General features: G+C 60.5%; 15 protein-coding genes. 8 read left to right on the forward strand and 7 right to left on the reverse strand.

Translation table 11 applies throughout. From position 1 onward, the window contains the following. Window positions 1-180: 180 nt before the first annotated feature. The 7 genes from NKJ28_RS25635 to hemP all read right to left on the reverse strand — a co-directional run bounded on the left by NKJ28_RS25635 (window position 181) and on the right by hemP (window position 8,176). Window positions 181-1,332 carry a porin gene (locus NKJ28_RS25635; protein ID WP_352637452.1) on the reverse strand — a complete coding sequence of 384 codons (1,152 nt, stop codon included), beginning with the start codon at window positions 1,330-1,332 and terminating at the stop codon, window positions 181-183. A 318-nt stretch (window positions 1,333-1,650) separates the two neighbouring features. Continuing rightward, window positions 1,651-2,307, reverse strand: a complete 657-nt coding sequence (locus NKJ28_RS25640; protein ID WP_352637408.1) for an antitoxin Xre/MbcA/ParS-like domain-containing protein — start codon at window positions 2,305-2,307, stop codon at window positions 1,651-1,653. Between the two features lie 1,498 nt (window positions 2,308-3,805). Then, a complete protein-coding gene (locus NKJ28_RS25645) occupies window positions 3,806-4,447 on the reverse strand; it encodes a nuclear transport factor 2 family protein (protein WP_352577702.1) in 642 nt (213 codons plus the stop codon). Window positions 4,448-4,670: 223 nt separating this feature from the next. Further along, window positions 4,671-4,862, reverse strand: coding sequence for a ferredoxin (locus tag NKJ28_RS25650; RefSeq protein WP_352637409.1), 192 nt, complete (start codon window positions 4,860-4,862; stop codon window positions 4,671-4,673). A gap of 38 nt (window positions 4,863-4,900) precedes the next feature. Then, a complete protein-coding gene (locus NKJ28_RS25655; protein ID WP_352637411.1) occupies window positions 4,901-6,118 on the reverse strand; it encodes a cytochrome P450 in 1,218 nt (405 codons plus the stop codon). Window positions 6,119-6,971: 853 nt separating this feature from the next. Continuing rightward, a complete protein-coding gene (locus NKJ28_RS25660; protein ID WP_352637413.1) occupies window positions 6,972-8,039 on the reverse strand; it encodes a hemin-degrading factor in 1,068 nt (355 codons plus the stop codon). Window positions 8,040-8,071: 32 nt separating this feature from the next. Continuing rightward, the gene (gene hemP / locus NKJ28_RS25665; RefSeq protein WP_023678236.1) at window positions 8,072-8,176 is read right to left on the reverse strand and encodes a hemin uptake protein HemP; all 105 of its coding nucleotides are present in this window, start codon (window positions 8,174-8,176) and stop codon (window positions 8,072-8,074) included. A 587-nt stretch (window positions 8,177-8,763) separates the two neighbouring features. On the opposite strand from hemP, the gene NKJ28_RS25670 reads away from it, so the two are divergent. From NKJ28_RS25670 to NKJ28_RS25705, 8 genes are all read left to right on the forward strand, one after another. Then, window positions 8,764-9,084 (forward strand): HesB/IscA family protein, encoded by a 321-nt coding sequence (locus tag NKJ28_RS25670; protein WP_352637414.1) that lies wholly within the window; start codon window positions 8,764-8,766, stop codon window positions 9,082-9,084. A 261-nt stretch (window positions 9,085-9,345) separates the two neighbouring features. Continuing rightward, the gene (locus NKJ28_RS25675; protein WP_352637453.1) at window positions 9,346-9,594 is read left to right on the forward strand and encodes a NifU family protein; all 249 of its coding nucleotides are present in this window, start codon (window positions 9,346-9,348) and stop codon (window positions 9,592-9,594) included. Beyond that, window positions 9,545-10,762: a cysteine desulfurase NifS gene (gene nifS, locus NKJ28_RS25680; RefSeq protein WP_352637415.1), complete on the forward strand. Its 1,218-nt coding sequence runs from the start codon at window positions 9,545-9,547 to the stop codon at window positions 10,760-10,762. The genes NKJ28_RS25675 and nifS overlap by 50 nt, the downstream gene beginning before the upstream one ends. Further along, entirely contained in the window at window positions 10,759-11,967 is a 1,209-nt protein-coding gene (nifV, locus tag NKJ28_RS25685) for a homocitrate synthase (protein WP_352637416.1), read from the forward strand. Before nifS ends, nifV begins: the two co-directional genes overlap by 4 nt. Beyond that, window positions 11,964-12,344: a nitrogenase stabilizing/protective protein NifW gene (gene nifW / locus NKJ28_RS25690; RefSeq protein ID WP_352491471.1), complete on the forward strand. Its 381-nt coding sequence runs from the start codon at window positions 11,964-11,966 to the stop codon at window positions 12,342-12,344. The genes nifV and nifW overlap by 4 nt, the downstream gene beginning before the upstream one ends. A 188-nt stretch (window positions 12,345-12,532) precedes the next feature. Further along, a complete protein-coding gene (locus NKJ28_RS25695; protein WP_352466656.1) occupies window positions 12,533-13,384 on the forward strand; it encodes an electron transfer flavoprotein subunit beta/FixA family protein in 852 nt (283 codons plus the stop codon). 18 nt (window positions 13,385-13,402) lie between these two features. Beyond that, complete coding sequence (locus tag NKJ28_RS25700; protein WP_352637418.1) at window positions 13,403-14,512, forward strand: electron transfer flavoprotein subunit alpha/FixB family protein; 1,110 nt, start codon at window positions 13,403-13,405, stop codon at window positions 14,510-14,512. A 9-nt stretch (window positions 14,513-14,521) separates the two neighbouring features. Then, window positions 14,522-15,829: an FAD-binding protein gene (locus NKJ28_RS25705; RefSeq protein ID WP_352637454.1), complete on the forward strand. Its 1,308-nt coding sequence runs from the start codon at window positions 14,522-14,524 to the stop codon at window positions 15,827-15,829. The last annotated feature ends 10 nt before the right edge of the window (window positions 15,830-15,839 follow it).

Consider the following 15,839-nt stretch of genomic DNA (forward strand, 5'->3'; position numbering starts at 1 on the left):
ATGACAGTTAAAAAAGGGCGCCCGGGAGCAGGGCGCCCTTCTCATCGACGAAATGCTCGGATTGGAGGTCCGTGATCAAGCAATCCGCCGACAACCTCTTCAAGGCTCACCACAATGGTTCAGCCGCAAATTGAAGGCTCGCAGTTACCGGTTCGAACGCGGCAACGGGCCCTTCAATCCTCAGAATGAGCGCTGGAAGCGGAGGAGGCCGCCAACGTTGTTTTTCTTGTCGGCAGCGGTCCAGTTGCCGAACGGGGTGCCGTCGTTGAAGTGACCAAAGTGATCGTAGTCAACTTCCGCGGTGACCGTGAGGCCGGGGACGACGTCGTAAGCGACGTTAGCCGCCACGCCATAGTTCTTGTCCTGATCACCCGACACCTGGAGGTTGAACGAGGTCTTTTCGTTGAACTTGTAGGTGCCGCCGGCCCACCAAGCCCAGTGACCGCCCCACTGCTTGTAGAAGTCGCGACCGTTGGCGAAGTCGAGCGAATTCTTGTCGGTGCCGTAGCCGAACATAGCGAACAGCGACAGCTCCTTGGTCACGTTGAAGTCAGCACGAACCTTGCCGGCCCATTCTTCGTAGTTGCTGTCATAAGCAACAACGCCGCTGATGGCGCCCCAACCCTGCGTGTACTTCACACCGCCGACGACATGCGGAACATAGCTATCGATCGTGCCCACGTAGAAGACATTGTTGACGTCCACCGAACCTTCTTCGAGCGAGACCACGGCCGAGAAGCCGTTGCCGGCCTCGAAGTAGTACTGGATGACGTTGGTGGAGAAATCGCCGTACGGAACAATGGTGTCGTTGAGAACGTTGCCGGCATAGCCAATGAAAGTATCGAACGCCGAATCATCCAAACCGACGCGGAGCCCACCAAGCTGGATCCAGGCATAATTCAGCGAAGCGCCCTTGTTGTGGGCGGGATTACCGTCTTCTCCAGCGTAGTAAGCGGAATTGCCGAAGTTGAAGCGTGTATCGGTGTAGGTCTTCAACGTGCCGAGCTCGGTTTCCTGGCCAGTCCAGGTCCTCAGCGCGAAGCGGGCGTTCTTGTGCCAGGTGCCCTGGTCCTTGCCGTTGAGAACGTCTGTCGAACGTGCGCCATCGAAGCTGCCGACGTCGCCAGCGCTGATGTCGTAACGGACATAGCCGCCGATGCGCAGGCAGGTTTCGGTGCCGGGGATGTAGAAGTAGCCCGAGCCATAGACGTCGCAGATCTTGACGTATTCGGCCGGTTCCGGCTCGGCGACGACGACGGCGTCGGCGGCGCGCGCACCGGAAACTGCGATCAGGGCCGCAGCTGAGCCGAGAAGAAGGCTCTTGATGTTCATGCTTGATCTCCATTCATTGATTTGAAAAGGGCGAGGACGTCGATGGACGAACCGCTCCCTGTCCCCACGATCGAAAAAGATGCGCATCGCAATGCATCCTTCCCGGCTCCAACGCTATTCACCGGGCGAATTAGTGCAAGTTCAAATTCCGTTTGCCAACCACTTATCGAAGTATCAGTTGCGTTAATGTCACTAATTCTTCAATATTACTTGCACAAATTGGACAACTATACATTTGAACAAATCGCACAATTGGGACAGTTGGTGTTTACGCACGTATAGAATGTGCGCGAGCATCCACCGGCGTCCGGCCAATCGTCAGATAGGTCCAATCAGAGAAATAGCCTGGGCGGCCGATGAAACAACTTCTGTGTTCATACCTTCTCTGAGCAATTCGATAGGAACGCGATCCTTGAGAAGAGGCGAGGGGCTGATCAGCCACAGCCAAGCCAGTCTGGGATCGGAGATCGAGGAAAGGACCTGCCTGATTCCGGGCATAGGCCTCCCGTCGATGAACTGAGCTAGGGGAAATACATGCTTGCGGGAGCCTCTCCGAAAGGCAACCACATCATTGTGTTGCTGCCACCAATACAAAGTGGACCGCGGTATTCCAAAACGTCTCTCGAGATGCGTCGACCCCGCAACTGGACCGGCCCATTCTGAAATGCGCGCGCCTTCTCTCGGGCAATCTTTCAGAACCGGATGCCCGAGCGGATGATCGGCTGCCCGGGGTCGCGAAGCGATCTCACCCGCCTGGGCGTTTAGCCGTCGCGCTGCTTCGGCCTCGAGCCTACCAAGAAATTCGGCGGCCACGGCGGTCAATTCGTTGGAAGGAGAACCCGAAGGCCCAACAGCAGCCTTGTCACCCTGCTTCGCCTCATCGCATTGGGCAAGAATGCGCTGCACCTCCCTCATGACAAAGCTTGAAAGCTCGGTCTGGCGCTTTTCATCCCCAAGATCACTCGACGCGGACATATCTGGCTTTCCCAATAGCACGCCGTCAGCAAGCCGCCGAAGAGCGTTGAAGACATGAAGTTTGGAGGACGGCGATGTATTGCGTCTTCGTTTGCTCGCAACCTAGCAGCCGTCTTGCGGCTTCAACTTTTGCCTCTCAATAAAAAAGGGAAGAACATCAATGGACGACCGTCTTGCCCCCCACGATCGAAACAGACGCACATCGCAAGTGCACGCTTCACAGTGGGACGGTATCCGTGACGCTCATTTGTGCAAGTTTAAAGTTTAGCTTGCCAGCTTTATATAATTATACGTCTCTTTTGTGCAACACTTTCCAAGTGTTACTTGCACAAATCGAACGTATCGCACATTTGGACGAAACTGTACATTCGCCAACGACTTCGATGCTAGCATTTACTGGCGACATACATGCTTCACCGTTGCCGCATCGCATTAGCCATGTGCATGGCACCTCCTTCATGACAAAGCTTGAAAGCCCGTCCTCGGGACGTTCATTTGCAAGATCACTCGAACCACTCATACGGGCTTCCCGGCAGGCAGAGCAGGTTTTATCCGGTGCCTCAGCGGACTATCTGCAGCCGAAGGACCAGGCGCCGCGTCCTCTTCACCACCGACCAGCAGGCCCCCTGATCACGCCAGTGGTATCGAGATCGAAGGAAGGTGTGGTATTTCGCTCATTGTAGGCACTCGAAGATATCTCTACAGGCCGCATGGGCGTTTGTCCTGCTAGCTGCAAGTATGCGCGACGTGGTGTTCAGTTCGCCAATATAATATTTTGGACGATACCATCGCGTTTGCAGATGGCCTCGTCCAATGGGGAACTGCGGCTGCTTCGACGCTCGCAAGGACGTCCGGAATGAAGCACTCCGCCGCGTCGCGAGTACGACGGACCCGATCGTCTCGCGTTTAAGTGGTGGGGCTTGATCTGCTTGATCAGATCTGGTGCGCCTCTTCTGGAACGGCCGCGGCCAGGATATCCTCGGTCCCCGACGACATATGCGCCCGCTTCTGGATAGCGCGTACCCCTTCGCTGAAGTCGCAGAATAGTCTAGCTGCGGGGTACCCGAGGATCCAGTTGACTGCTGGAACAGACCAGGAGACTGATCTTCTTGGAAGGCAAACCGCATCGGCGCCTTTACGCAATTGCTATCCTGGCGGCACTGCGCGACGCCTGCACTCCGGTGAGGTCTGTATAGACGTATCAGCAAAGACGAGCACCTGATGCCCCGAGCCGACCCAGTGCGTTGTTCTAGGCTAACGGCCAGTTGCAGGCCCATATGGGCGTTCGTGGGTTCCGGCAGCGGTCCAACTCTCGATTTGACAGCCGGAGCTGGTGAGGGATCCGCCGAGGACAGGCGCTTGCCCCGATGAGCGGCTCTGCGGAGGTCCCGCAAATCGATGCACACCAGCGTCGTCGGCGGGCTCGGGGCGACAGAGAAGAACGCTGTCACCGTGACGCCGTCGCGGGGAGAAAAGGGCACTCCTATCGGCCGCATCCTCACCGGGCAGGCTTTCGCCGGGATCGCTGTGGCATTGCAAAATTGTTATACTCTGTTGCCCCCACTGCCGATGCGGCCTCCCACTCGAAACCTCTGAAGGCATCAGGGCGAGAAGGAATGCGACGCTTCTTAAGCGTGTAAACCGGATCGTGCGGATGCGGTGCTCCAATAGGCTGTCGCGGGCCGAACCGTTCTGCTTCAATGACCGCTGGTGGGATCTGCTCCTCGAGCCAATCGTAGACCACTGTCCGTTCGGCAATCCGCCACTCCCCCTCCCTCTTGTGAAACAGATCGCAGTATCGGCCGCAGAGGAGCGCCTGGCGTACTTCTCCGTCGTTGTCCGGTCCGCGTTGCAGCGCGGTGAAATAGCTCTCGACCGCGGCCTCTGCCCCGCCGATGAATTCGATCAGGACGTTTGTGATCTTATGGATGTTGCGGGGTCCGCTCTTGAAGACGCCGAGCGCAAACCGGATGAAGCCCTCTGCCGAGCCGCAATTTGCCCGGTGATTGTCATGCGCATCGGGCCAATACGCGCTGCGGAGCGCCGCTTCATCCGCGCGGTCTATTCCGCGGCAGTACCGATAGAGGCAGTCGCGGATCGCCTCGCGGTCGAGTAGTTCGGTAATTTTCGTCTGGTCCATCGGCTCTGTCGCAAATTCTGTGATTGGAAGAGGTGTTTCGCGAACCCCCGCCCTGCTGTTTGCGCCTCATGGGGAACACCTCGGCGCCGGGAATGCCCCCGCGGAGTTGGACGTGGACCGTGCTGGGACAGAGGTCGCGTGCCGTCCTTTCCAGTGCGGCCACATGGTCGACCCCATTCAAGCCCCGCCAGACTCCCGGTTGAATGACGTCTGATTCAAAGCGTCAGCGGGTGAGTTCCAGCGCACGTTCAGGACAGGATCGCGCGCCTCGCGATGCACGCAGTTCCTCCCCTCCCGCAACTTCAATGTCACCAGGCAGGATGTAACCCTCGTCATCAAGCTTGAAGATGTCCGGCGCTTGCGCCGCGCATCGCGCGTGACCCTGGCATTTGGCACTTTGGACGATGATGCGCATGGCGCTGCCTCCATTGTCTGTGCCCGTCGCGGGCGGGCCTAGGACCAGTCCAAGATCAAATTTTCGATCCCGAACACATGGCCGCCAGTGGTTATGGGTGCCGTACCCCTCTTGATCCTGAAAGCTGGGATGCGCGCCAGCCACTCCTCCAGGCCAATGACAATCTCCCGCCGGGCAAGGTGTGACCCAAGGCAACGGTGGGGACCATAGCCAAAGGCGGCGTGGCGGTTGTCCTCCCGCTCCAAATCGATCGTGTTGGGGCATTTGAATTCCGCCGGGTCACGATTGGCAATCATCGTGGCGCAGGAAACATAGTCCCCCTTCCGGATCGGCGCGCCTTCGAAGTCGATATCTTTCGTTGCCACGCGGATCAACTGAATGGGCGGATAGGCCCGCAGCAATTCTTCGGTTGCGAGCGGGATGCGGTCCGGTTCGCTCCGCAGCAATTGCTGATCTTTGAGGTTGCGCGCGAGGTACGCCAAGTCAAAGCCTATAGCTGCTGCGACCGTGTCGAGCCCAGCGACGAAGACAAGCACGCCGATGCCGCGGACTTGGGTGTCCGTCAGCCGGCGGCCCTCGACCTGTGCCTGCACGATAAAGCTCATGAAATCGTCAACCGCCTCCTGGCGGCGCATGGCTGCAAGTTCGTCGATGAATGCCACGATCGTCCGGGCAGCCACAGGTCGTTCCTTATCGTCGCCGTGGAGCAGATCTTTCCCCCAGCCGACGAATGTATCGAGTCGGTCATCGGGCAACCCCAGAAAGCGAAGAAAGGTGCTCACCGCGAAAGGAAAGGCAAAATCCTTCATCACGTCGCAGCTTGTGCCCGACGCGGCGATCCTTTCGATCAGCTCGACCGCCCGTTCGCGGACAGCCGGTTCCAAAGCCAACACCCGCTTTGGCGAAAGCAGCGGATTGAGCAGTGAGCGAAAGACGCCATGGGCCGGTGGATCGAGCTCAAGCGGGATCGTCGGCCAGTTTTCACCCAGTATGGAGGAGAAGATGCTGCGATGGCTGGAAAAAGTCTCTGCGTCCTGCAGCACCTTCCGCTGGTCCGCGGCACGGGTGATGACCCAGGTACCCCGGCCATCTTGCGTGTTGTAGCGGGAGTAAAAGATCGGAGGCCCGTCATGTACGCAAGCGACAGCTGCGTGTGGATCCCCGTTGGGTGTTGGTGGCATCCCTGGCGATGTAAACAGGCTGAAGTCCCTCACCATTTCGGGCGGGACATGATCTGGAACGGGGTTGGTCGCCATTTTGTTTTCTCTACATTGGCGTTCATGGCTCGATTGAGATTGCACCGCTGTTCATAAAGTCGATTTCCAGCATGGGCACGTCTCTTGTCGGGCGCCTTCTAGATTCTGTCGCCTGATACAGCCCACCTGCACCAGCGCGGATGAGATCGGTTGCGAAGTCGATCAGAAGGGGCATCTCCGCCGCGCTGCGGTCATGAAGCAAAGCCGCCGCTTATCCCCGTTAGGGTTGAGAGGCTGGTCAATCACCTCTGAGCTCCGTGACGCACTGCTGATGCCCTGCTGATCAAATTGTCGAAGCAAGTCGCGTGCCGGATAGGCGTACCCATGGCGCTGCACCAAGCAATGCCAGCCTGCACTAGGCCCGCCGCTGATGATCACCTGTCCATCATTCTTAGGACAACGTCCGACAACCGACATCCGTGGTCGGTTTTGTCGAGTCCGCGACATCGGGCTGTTCGGCTTGGCTGCTGCTGCACAGCCTTCCGGTCGACGAGCGAGGAGATCGCTCGCACGGCCCGGATTGAGCAACGACGCGATCCAGCGCAAGGTTCGGGTGCGGTCCGACAAGACCCGGCCGCGCTTCCGCTTCGGTTCGGCGCTGATGGCATATGCGTTGTTGTAGCCGCTGCAAGGATTTCCGGTCAGACGAGCGATGCACTCGTGCGCAGCGATCCGGCCGGCGACGAGCCTGACTGTATCGATGCGGTCAATTCCGGCGTGCACACCTGACCGTGCGTATGCGCTAACACGGCAAGCTCTATCGCACATGGACCTATATTTCCTCGCGAGCCGCTGTCGGAACGTGGTGCCGAGTCCTATGGCGGCCGGTTCAATCCGAGGGCCTGTCGGCACTCTACACATCCCGGTCGGTCGGACCGGGAACGCGTGGCAGACTCTCGGCCAGAAACCGCCAGTCGCTGCGCTCGCGTTCGCCTTCCTTGCGCGTGCCGAAGAACTGGACGATCATCTTGCCGTCGGCGCCATAGGCTTCAATGGACGTGACGTGACCGTCCCTCGTCGGCTTGCGCACGGCCCAGACCTCGCGGATGTGATGGGTCCTAAGATGCAGATGGAAGGTCTCGTCGAGCACATTGATCCGCGGCCCGATCTGCTTGACCGACTTGATCGGGCCGGAATGGATCTGGATGCAACCATGATTGCCGACAAAGCACATGATCGGCATCTCGTCTTCGGCCGCCTGTTGGAACAGGGCGCCAACGGCATCATTGTCGAGCAGCCAGGCGTAATCCTCGTCGGCCATACGCATCGCCTGGCAGCGGCTGAGCTTCAGTGCCTTCAACATATGGTAGAACTGATGCACGTCGCTCAGCCGGCTCCAGTGCTCGCGTAGGTCGTCGACCGTGGCGGCTTGGTCTGGACTCACTGCGTTATCGCGCGCCCCGCTCGCCTCGACCGATATGATCGGCTCCTGGTCGGAGGATGCGAGCTCTGCCGCCAGATTCTGATAGGCCTGCAGGTTCGAGGCGGGCCTGAGATGTACTTTGTGCATCGCCTCGCCGGTGGCATCAAAGAATTGCAGGCTGCGGCGGATCTCGGCTCCCTCGCGCTTCTCGACGGCGAAGCCATACGCCCACGCTTTCGGGAAGATGCGCAGGTCGATCTCGTCGCCGAGCACCATGGCATGCGGGTTGCCGGTGACCACTTTGTCGTAGACGCCGATCTTTTGGTGCACGGCACTTTGGTTGCGGGTGACCGCCATCACCTCGCCGACCGATTCGAGGCCGGTCAGCAGATCATCGACGCGCGGCTCGATGCGCACCGCGCCGTGACCACAATGCGCCGCGACCAATTCGGCTTCCGAAATGCCCAATCGAGCGGCGAGATCATGCTCCCGGATTTTCGGATTGTCTTCGCACGCCCGCCGGATTTCGTCCGGCGACGGTTTCTCGCGCTGGTCCATGTCTTACCCCTGCTTCCACCTACGTGTGAGGATCAGCTGCCCTGCCGGTGAATCTTCAGCCGATAGGGCGCGCCGTAATGCTCGACCCTGATCTGCTGCTGGCCCGTGAACAAAGTGTCGCTGGACAGCGTGCGCACGTCGTCGCACCCGCGCGAAAACCGGGGGTGCTATCGGAGCGGCGAGACCCGAGTGACACGAGCAGGCACATGCCGATGGAATCCCATCGAGCCGGTCGGCGGCCACTGGGCGGTGGTGACCGATTGTGGGTGTTGTCGCAATCGGCCAATCGGGCATTCGGATGCCACGGGCGGCGCTGCTTTGCCAAACAAAGCGTATCTGACCCAGTCCTGACATGTTGCTCCCTTGCTTCGCCCCATCGATCGCGAGGGCACCCACGACACGATTGTGGATCGGCAGTCTCTTGCCGCCTCGCCAGTGGAGCTTCAAAAACCGTGCCAATTGCGCCGAAGCAAGCTCAGAAGAAGTCTTCTGTAATGGTCTTGGTTCAATGTGAGTTCAGCCAACAACTCAGGCCCAACATCCCGCGTGGCGGACCCGACAAACCCGACAGTACGTGTCGGTTGGCCGACACCTTCGCAGCAATGGACTCACAAGAACCACCGCAGTGTCAGAGATGCCGCGCTGTGTTGAAACATTTTTTCGCTTTGGCACGGTGCATGCAACGTGATGCGCAAGCAGGTCCCGGACTGAGGAGAATGGAGCCATGATTACGCTCACCGACAACGCTGTTGCGGCCATCAAGACTGCTCTTTCCCGCGCCAGCGAGCCGGCGGAAGGCTTTCGCATCATAGTCCAGGCCGGCGGCTGCGCCGGCTTCAAATACTTAATGGGCTTGGAGAGCGTGTCGCGCGATGGCGACGCGATCACCGAGACAGATGGGATCAAGCTGTTCGTGGACGCGGGCTCCCAACCGCATGTCGCCGGCATGACCGTCGACTTCCTCACCGGGCTCGAATCTTCCGGCTTTGTCTTCGATAACCCCAACGCGCGCGAGAAGTGCGGCTGCGGCAAGTCCTTCAGTTGATCGCCCGAAGCGCCTGTGCGGGTCCATGGAGCGATTGCCGCCGACGGACTCATTTGCGGCAGAGGAGGCTTATATGGCCGGCACAACAGATGTCCCTGTCCTCAAGAACAAGGCAAGGTCGAAGCCGATCTTGGGACCGGCAATCGCTTCAGGTAGGATGCAAAGAACGTCGCCTCCCGAAACAGCTCGGTTCCTGGTGGCACCCGAGCTGCTTGCGGCCAAATCGCGCCGCTGCGCCAAATTCGGCTTATCGATAACGTTATCGCGTTCGGGCGTCCTTACCCGCGGGCTGACGGCGGCGACTGCGGACTTGTCCATGTGGACGCCGATCCGGTCTACGTCAAACTCTCGGGCGTCCGCGCCGGCTGCCAGTTCGGGCCCATCATCATCAACGGCATACGCCAGAGGCTCAATGAGGCGGTCGCGCGCTCGCGTCATTCCGGTCAACTGAGGATCGCACATGAAACCTGTCTACCTCGACAACAACGCAACCACACGGGTCGATCCTGAGGTCGTGCAAGCGATGTTGCCGTTCTTTAGGGATCAATTCGGCAACCCTTCGTCGGCGCACGCTCTTGGCGCCTCAGTCAGTGCGGCGGTGAGAAAGGCGCGGAGGCAGTTGCAAGCTCTGATCGGCGCGGAGTTCGACGATGAGATCACCTTCACCTCGGGTGGGACAGAAAGCGACAATGCAGCGCTTCTTTCGGCGCTCGAGGCGGCGCCCAACCGAACCGAGATCGTTACGTCCGCGGTCGAGCATCCCGCCGTGCTGACGCTCTGCGCGCATCTTGAGAAGACCCGCCGCGTCAAGGTGCACAGGATCCCGGTGGATTGCCGTGGCCGGCTCGACCTCGACGCCTATATGGCCGCCCTCACCCCACAGGTGGCAATCGTCTCGATAATGTGGGCGAACAATGAGACTGGTGTGATCTTCCCCGTCGCCAGGCTTGCCGAGTTGGCCAAGGAAGTGGGCGCCCTTTTCCATACCGATGCTGTGCAGGCGGTCGGCAAGCTTCCGATGGACCTGAAGTCGACCGCAATCGACATGCTGTCGCTCTCCGGCCACAAGCTGCACGGGCCGAAAGGGATCGGCGCGCTTTTCGTAAAACGTGGCGTCAATTTCCACTCGCTGATCAAGGGGGGCCACCAAGAACACAACCGGCGTGCTGGCACCGAGAATACGCCCGGCATAGTCGGGCTCGGCATGGCGGCCGAACTCGCCTTGAAATTCATGCACGACGAGACCACACGGGTAAAGTCGCTCCGCGACCGTTTAGAGGACGGGATTCTCCAGCGCATCCCAAGCACCTGTGTCACTGGAGATCCCCTGGAACGGTTGCCCAACACCGCAAACATCTCCTTCGAACATGTCGAAAGTGATGGAATTCCACTCCTCCTCAGCCGCGTGGGCATCGCGTGTTCCTCCGGCTCTGCCTGCACCTCCGGCTCTCTGGAACCGAGCCATGTCCTGAGCGCGATGAAAACGCCACACGCGGCAGTCCGCTTCTCCTTGGCGCGGGACAACGGCGAAGCGGACGTCGACCGGGTGCTCGAGGTCATGCCGGCAATCGTGGAGAAGCTGCGTGGCTTTCCCAGTTCTGGGCCGGGTAAGCGAAGCTCCGAAGACGTTCAATCCGGTCTATGCCTGAGCGGCAGCAGAACCGGCTACCGTTCATGACCCGTCATGTCTTTCTCAACGATACGACCTTGCGCGATGGCGAGCAGGCGCCCGGCGTCGCCTTTACCACGACGGAAAAGCTGGAGATCGCCGACTCTCTTGCGGCGGCCGGCGTCACAGAGATCGAGATCGGCACGCCGGTCATGGGCGCCGACGAGATCGAAACAATTCGCGCCGTGGTCGCGCGGCGTCTCCCGGTTCGGCTCATGGCCTGGTGCCGGATGACGTCGCTGGATCTCGATGCAGCGATCGAGAGCGGCGTCCACGCCGTGAATCTATCGCTGCCTGCGTCGGACATCCAACTTGCCGCCAAGCTCGGCCTCGATAAGGCGGGAGCGCTCCAGGTCATCGAGCATATGGTCAGGCGCGCAGCCGCCGCCGGCTTCTTCGTCGCGGTGGGCTGCGAGGATGCCTCGCGGGCCAATCGAGATCATCTCGCCCGCGTCATCGAGACGGCTGCACGCGCCGGCGCAAGCCGCGTCAGGCTAGCCGACACAGTCGGCGTTCTCGACCCGTTTTCGACCTTCGAACTTGTCGCCCAGCTCGTGGCGCAGTCTCCAATCGACCTTGAATTTCATGCGCACAACGATCTCGGACTTGCTGCCGCCAACACGCTGGCCGCGATCCGCGCAGGCGCGCGCCATGCGTCCGTCACCGTCCTGGGGCTCGGTGAGCGTGCGGGCAATGCCGCGCTGGAAGAGGTGGCCGCCGCGATGGCGGTCTTCGACGGCGCGGATACCGGCATCGAGCTGACCGCATTGCCCGACCTCGCCGCCCAGGTGGCTTGGGCCGCCCGCCGGCAGACCGCGGCCATTAAGCCGGTCGTCGGCGCCGATGTTTTCACCCACGAATCCGGCATTCACGTCGCAGGGCTGCTGAAGGACTCGCGTACTTATCAAGGGCTCGATCCGGCTCTCGTGGGCCGCTGCCGGCGTATCGTCATCGGCAAGCATTCCGGCGCCACTGCGATTGCCCATGTGCTGAGCGAAAGCGGTCGCGATCTCGACCCGGATCTGGCAGCCGCGATGGTGGCCCGCGTCCGGCGCGAGGCGGCCGAGACCAAATCGATCGTCACTGCAACTCAACTGGTCGAGCTCTACGATGGAATGTGCAGCGAGGCATCCCTCGCGGAGCTGTGCGGGTCCAGGTCAGCCGTGCGCGAGCGCACCGACACCACAGTTTTCCGACCAGGGAGAATGCAATGAATTGTTCCGCTGACAGCCGCCCCATCGATGTCACCGACATCCTCGCACGACTGAAGCGCCTGTCGGCTGCGGAGGAGTTCTTCGCAGTCCTTGGCGTCTCCTATGATCCGAAGGTGCTGAATGTCTCCCGGCTCCATATCATGAAGCGCGTGGGCCAATACCTTGCCGAAGAAGATTTCTCCGGTCTGCCCGACCAGGTGATTGCCGCGCGGGTGCGCGCGACGCTCGAACGCGCTTACGAAGACTTCGCGATTTCCTCGCCGCTCACGCATCGGGTCTTCAAGGTGCTCAAAGACCACGATCCGAACAAACCTGCCACGCCGGGCCGCACCTTTGTCCCGTTCGACTCCGTACTGAAGCGGTTCGGACAGGAATGACCGCGACACGGGTTGCGACGCGACAATGTCGAGAAGCCGACAAATCCGGTCATCACCACGGCGCCCTCAGAAGCAACCAAGCGAAGTTCTAGCAATAGGGGGCAGCGCAAAACAGTTGGCACGAATGATGCGCACCAAAGAGATAACCGCCAAGCCCGCATCCGGACAGGAGCCTAGAGAAACCGCCAATGCACATCGTAATCTGCATCAAGCAGGTGCCGGACTCGGCACAGATAAGGGTCCATCCGGTGACGAACACGATCATGCGCCAGGGTGTTCCGACTATCATCAACCCTTACGACCTGTTCGCCCTCGAAGAAGCCCTCAGACTGCGCGACGCCTATGGTGGCGAAGTCACCGTGCTCACTATGGGTCCGCCCATGGCAGAGGACGCGCTGCGCAAGGCGCTCGGTTACGGCGCCGACCGAGCGGTGCTCTTGACCGACCGCTATTTTGCCGGCTCCGACACGCTGGCTACCTCGTTCGCCCTTTCCCAGGCAATCGCAAAGGTTGGCGAGACGTTCGGCACGCCAGACCTCGTCTTCACCGGCAAGCAGACGATCGATGGCGACACCGCCCAGGTCGGGCCCGGCATCGCCAAGCGCCTCGGACTCCTGCAACTGACCTATGTCGCGAAGATCGCCTCTATTGACCTTGCTGCACGCGAGATCAAGGTCGAGCGCCGCTCCGAAGGCGGCACACAGATGCTGAAGAGCAGGCTCCCTTGCCTCATCACCATGCTGGAAGGCACAAACGAGATCCGCCGGGGCTCGATCCAGGACGCCCTGTGCGCCGCGCGCAGCCAGGTCTTGAAATGGAGTGCGGCCGATGCCGGCATTGAGGATCTCACCAAATGCGGCCTGCGCGGTTCACCGACGGTCGTCAAGCGCGTTTTCGCGCCTCCTGCGCGGGCCGAAAAGGCGGCAAAAATCGACACCGCCGAGATGGCCTTGCGCGATGTCGCTGACGAACTCATCACGGCAATTTTCACCCGCCAGCCGGCATTGGAACATGAGCTCGCCTTCAACGGCGGCGCGTGAGAGGGCAAGGAGCAGACGATGTCGACCGCGAACCGAGAAACCCCTCGCCCTGCCGCCGGCCGTGCCGGCATAAAGAAGGAGCTGCCCGCGCATTTCAAGGACTACCGGCACGTTTGGGTTTTCATCGAGCTCGAACGCGGCCAGGTCCATCCCGTATCATTCGAACTGCTCGGCGAAGGCCGCAAGTTAGCAGACAAGCTTCAGGTCCAGCTTGCGGGCGTCGTGCTTGGACCGCCGGGAGAGGCCATCGGGAACGCCGTTGCCGAAGCGTTCGCTTATGGCGCCGACCTTATCTACATCGTCGAGGCGCCGCTGCTCGCCGACTATCGGAACGAGCCATTCACCAAGGCGATGACGGATCTGGTCGATACCCACAAACCCGAGATCCTTCTTCTCGGTGCCACCACACTCGGCAGGGATCTTGCCGGCTCCGTGGCGACGACCTTGCAGACAGGGCTCACGGCCGACTGCACCGAACTCGATGTGGATACCGACGGTTCGCTCGCCGCCACCCGTCCGACTTTCGGCGGTTCCTTGTTGTGCACGATCTATACGCTCAATTTCCGACCCCAGATGGCGACAGTGCGACCGAGGGTCATGCCCATGCCGCAGCGGGCGGATAAACCGGTCGGGCGTGTCATCCGGCACAAGCTCTCGGTAGCCGAGGACGAGATCGTTACCAAAGTCCTGGGCTTCCTGCCGGATAGTCAGTCGGCAAAGGCAAATCTTGCCTATGCCGACGTCGTGGTTGCGGGAGGCCTCGGTCTAGGCGCGGCGGAGAACCTGCAGCTTGTGAAGAATCTCGCGCGAGCAATCGGCGCCGAGCACGGCTGTTCGCGCCCGTTGGTCCAGAAGGGCTGGATGCCAGCTGATCGGCAGATCGGCCAAACTGGCAAGACCATCCGGCCGAAGCTTTACATAGCGGCCGGGATTTCCGGCGCCGTCCAGCATCGGGTTGGCGTCGAGGGGGCGGATCTCATCGTGGCCATCAACACCGACCCGAACGCGCCGATTTTCGATTTCGCTCACCTCGGGATCGTCACCGACGCGATCCGCTTCCTTCCCGCACTGACGGAAGCCTTCACCCGGCGGCTGTCGCCCCACAGTCGCGATAAGCTTGCGAGCTAAGGGATGGACATGATTGAGGAAAAATTCGACGCCATTGTTATTGGGGCCGGCATGTCCGGAAACGCAGCTGCTTACACCATGGCCAGTCACGGCCTGAAGGTGCTGCAGTTGGAGCGGGGTGAATATCCGGGCTCCAAGAATGTCCAGGGTGCCATCATGTACGCGAACATGCTGGAGAAGATCATCCCGGATTTCCGGGACGATGCGCCTCTCGAGCGGCATTTGGTTGAACAGCGGCTTTGGGTGATGGACGACACGTCCCATACCGGGATTCACTATCGGTCGGACGACTTCAATGAGGCGAAGCCCAACCGCTACACGATCATCCGTGCCCAGTTCGATAAATGGTTTTCACGTAAGGTGCGCGAGGCCGGCGCGACGGTTCTGTGCGAGACGACCGTGACGGAACTCATCCGTGACGCCAAGGACAGGGTGATCGGCGTCCGCACAGACCGGGCCGGCGGAGCCATCTACGCGGACGTGGTCGTCCTCGCAGAAGGTGTCTGCGGACTGCTTGGCACCCGGGCCGGCCTGCGCGAGATGCCGAAGCCGCAAACCGTGGCGCTCGCCGTCAAGGAAATGCATTTCCTGCCCGAAGAGGTCATTGAGCAGCGGTTCGGCCTCAAAGGCGATGAAGGCTGCGTGATCGAGGCGGTGGGCACGACCTCCCGCAGCATGGCCGGGCTCGGCTTCCTCTACACCAACAAGGAGTCGATCTCACTGGGCATTGGCTGTCTCGTCTCCGATTTCGCCGCGATGGTCGAGAGCCCTTACGTCCTCCTCGACGCCTTAAAAACCCATCCTTCGATCCGGCCGCTGATCGCCGGCTCGGAAGTGAAAGAATATTCCGCGCATCTCATTCCCGAAGGCGGCTACAAGGCTATTCCGCAGCTCTTTGGCGACGGTTGGGTCGTGGTCGGCGATGCCGCGCAACTGAACAACGCCATTCACCGCGAGGGTTCGAACCTCGCCATGACCTCCGGCCGCATCGCGGCTGAGGCAATCATCGAGGTCAAGAGCCGCAACGGTCCTATGACCAAACGGAATCTCGCCCTTTACAAAGCCATGCTGGACAAGTCCTTCGTGGTCAAGGACCTAAGGAAATACAAAGACATGCCGACCTTGCTCCACACCAATTCCTGCAATTACTTCACGACTTATCCGCGGTTGATGTCGCAAGCCGCGCAGAACTTCATGCGTGTCGACGGCACGCCGAAGATCGAGAAGGAAAAGGCGACCACGGCGGCCTTCATCAAGGCGCGCTCGCGCTGGGGGCTGGTCAGCGACGCGGTCCGCCTTGCATTGGCGTGGCGCTGAGGGGAGACGA

Source organism: Mesorhizobium sp. M0145 (genome assembly GCF_040322355.1).
Lineage (GTDB): Bacteria > Pseudomonadota > Alphaproteobacteria > Rhizobiales > Rhizobiaceae > Mesorhizobium.

What these genes read in the sequence shown, in the direction of transcription:
- NKJ28_RS25650 (WP_352637409.1), bottom strand. Translation starts at nt 4,862, where the DNA reads ATGCGCATCATCGTCCAAAGTGCCAAATGCCAGGGTCACGCGCGATGC.
- NKJ28_RS25660 (WP_352637413.1), bottom strand. Translation starts at nt 8,039, where the DNA reads ATGGACCAGCGCGAGAAACCGTCGCCGGACGAAATCCGGCGGGCGTGC.
- nifS (WP_352637415.1), top strand. Translation starts at nt 9,545, where the DNA reads ATGAAACCTGTCTACCTCGACAACAACGCAACCACACGGGTCGATCCT.
- nifV (WP_352637416.1), top strand. Translation starts at nt 10,759, where the DNA reads ATGACCCGTCATGTCTTTCTCAACGATACGACCTTGCGCGATGGCGAG.
- NKJ28_RS25655 (WP_352637411.1), bottom strand. Translation starts at nt 6,118, where the DNA reads ATGGCGACCAACCCCGTTCCAGATCATGTCCCGCCCGAAATGGTGAGG.
- NKJ28_RS25705 (WP_352637454.1), top strand. Translation starts at nt 14,522, where the DNA reads ATGATTGAGGAAAAATTCGACGCCATTGTTATTGGGGCCGGCATGTCC.
- NKJ28_RS25695 (WP_352466656.1), top strand. Translation starts at nt 12,533, where the DNA reads ATGCACATCGTAATCTGCATCAAGCAGGTGCCGGACTCGGCACAGATA.
- NKJ28_RS25670 (WP_352637414.1), top strand. Translation starts at nt 8,764, where the DNA reads ATGATTACGCTCACCGACAACGCTGTTGCGGCCATCAAGACTGCTCTT.
- NKJ28_RS25640 (WP_352637408.1), bottom strand. Translation starts at nt 2,307, where the DNA reads ATGTCCGCGTCGAGTGATCTTGGGGATGAAAAGCGCCAGACCGAGCTT.
- NKJ28_RS25700 (WP_352637418.1), top strand. Translation starts at nt 13,403, where the DNA reads ATGTCGACCGCGAACCGAGAAACCCCTCGCCCTGCCGCCGGCCGTGCC.
- NKJ28_RS25635 (WP_352637452.1), bottom strand. Translation starts at nt 1,332, where the DNA reads ATGAACATCAAGAGCCTTCTTCTCGGCTCAGCTGCGGCCCTGATCGCA.
- nifW (WP_352491471.1), top strand. Translation starts at nt 11,964, where the DNA reads ATGAATTGTTCCGCTGACAGCCGCCCCATCGATGTCACCGACATCCTC.
- NKJ28_RS25645 (WP_352577702.1), bottom strand. Translation starts at nt 4,447, where the DNA reads ATGGACCAGACGAAAATTACCGAACTACTCGACCGCGAGGCGATCCGC.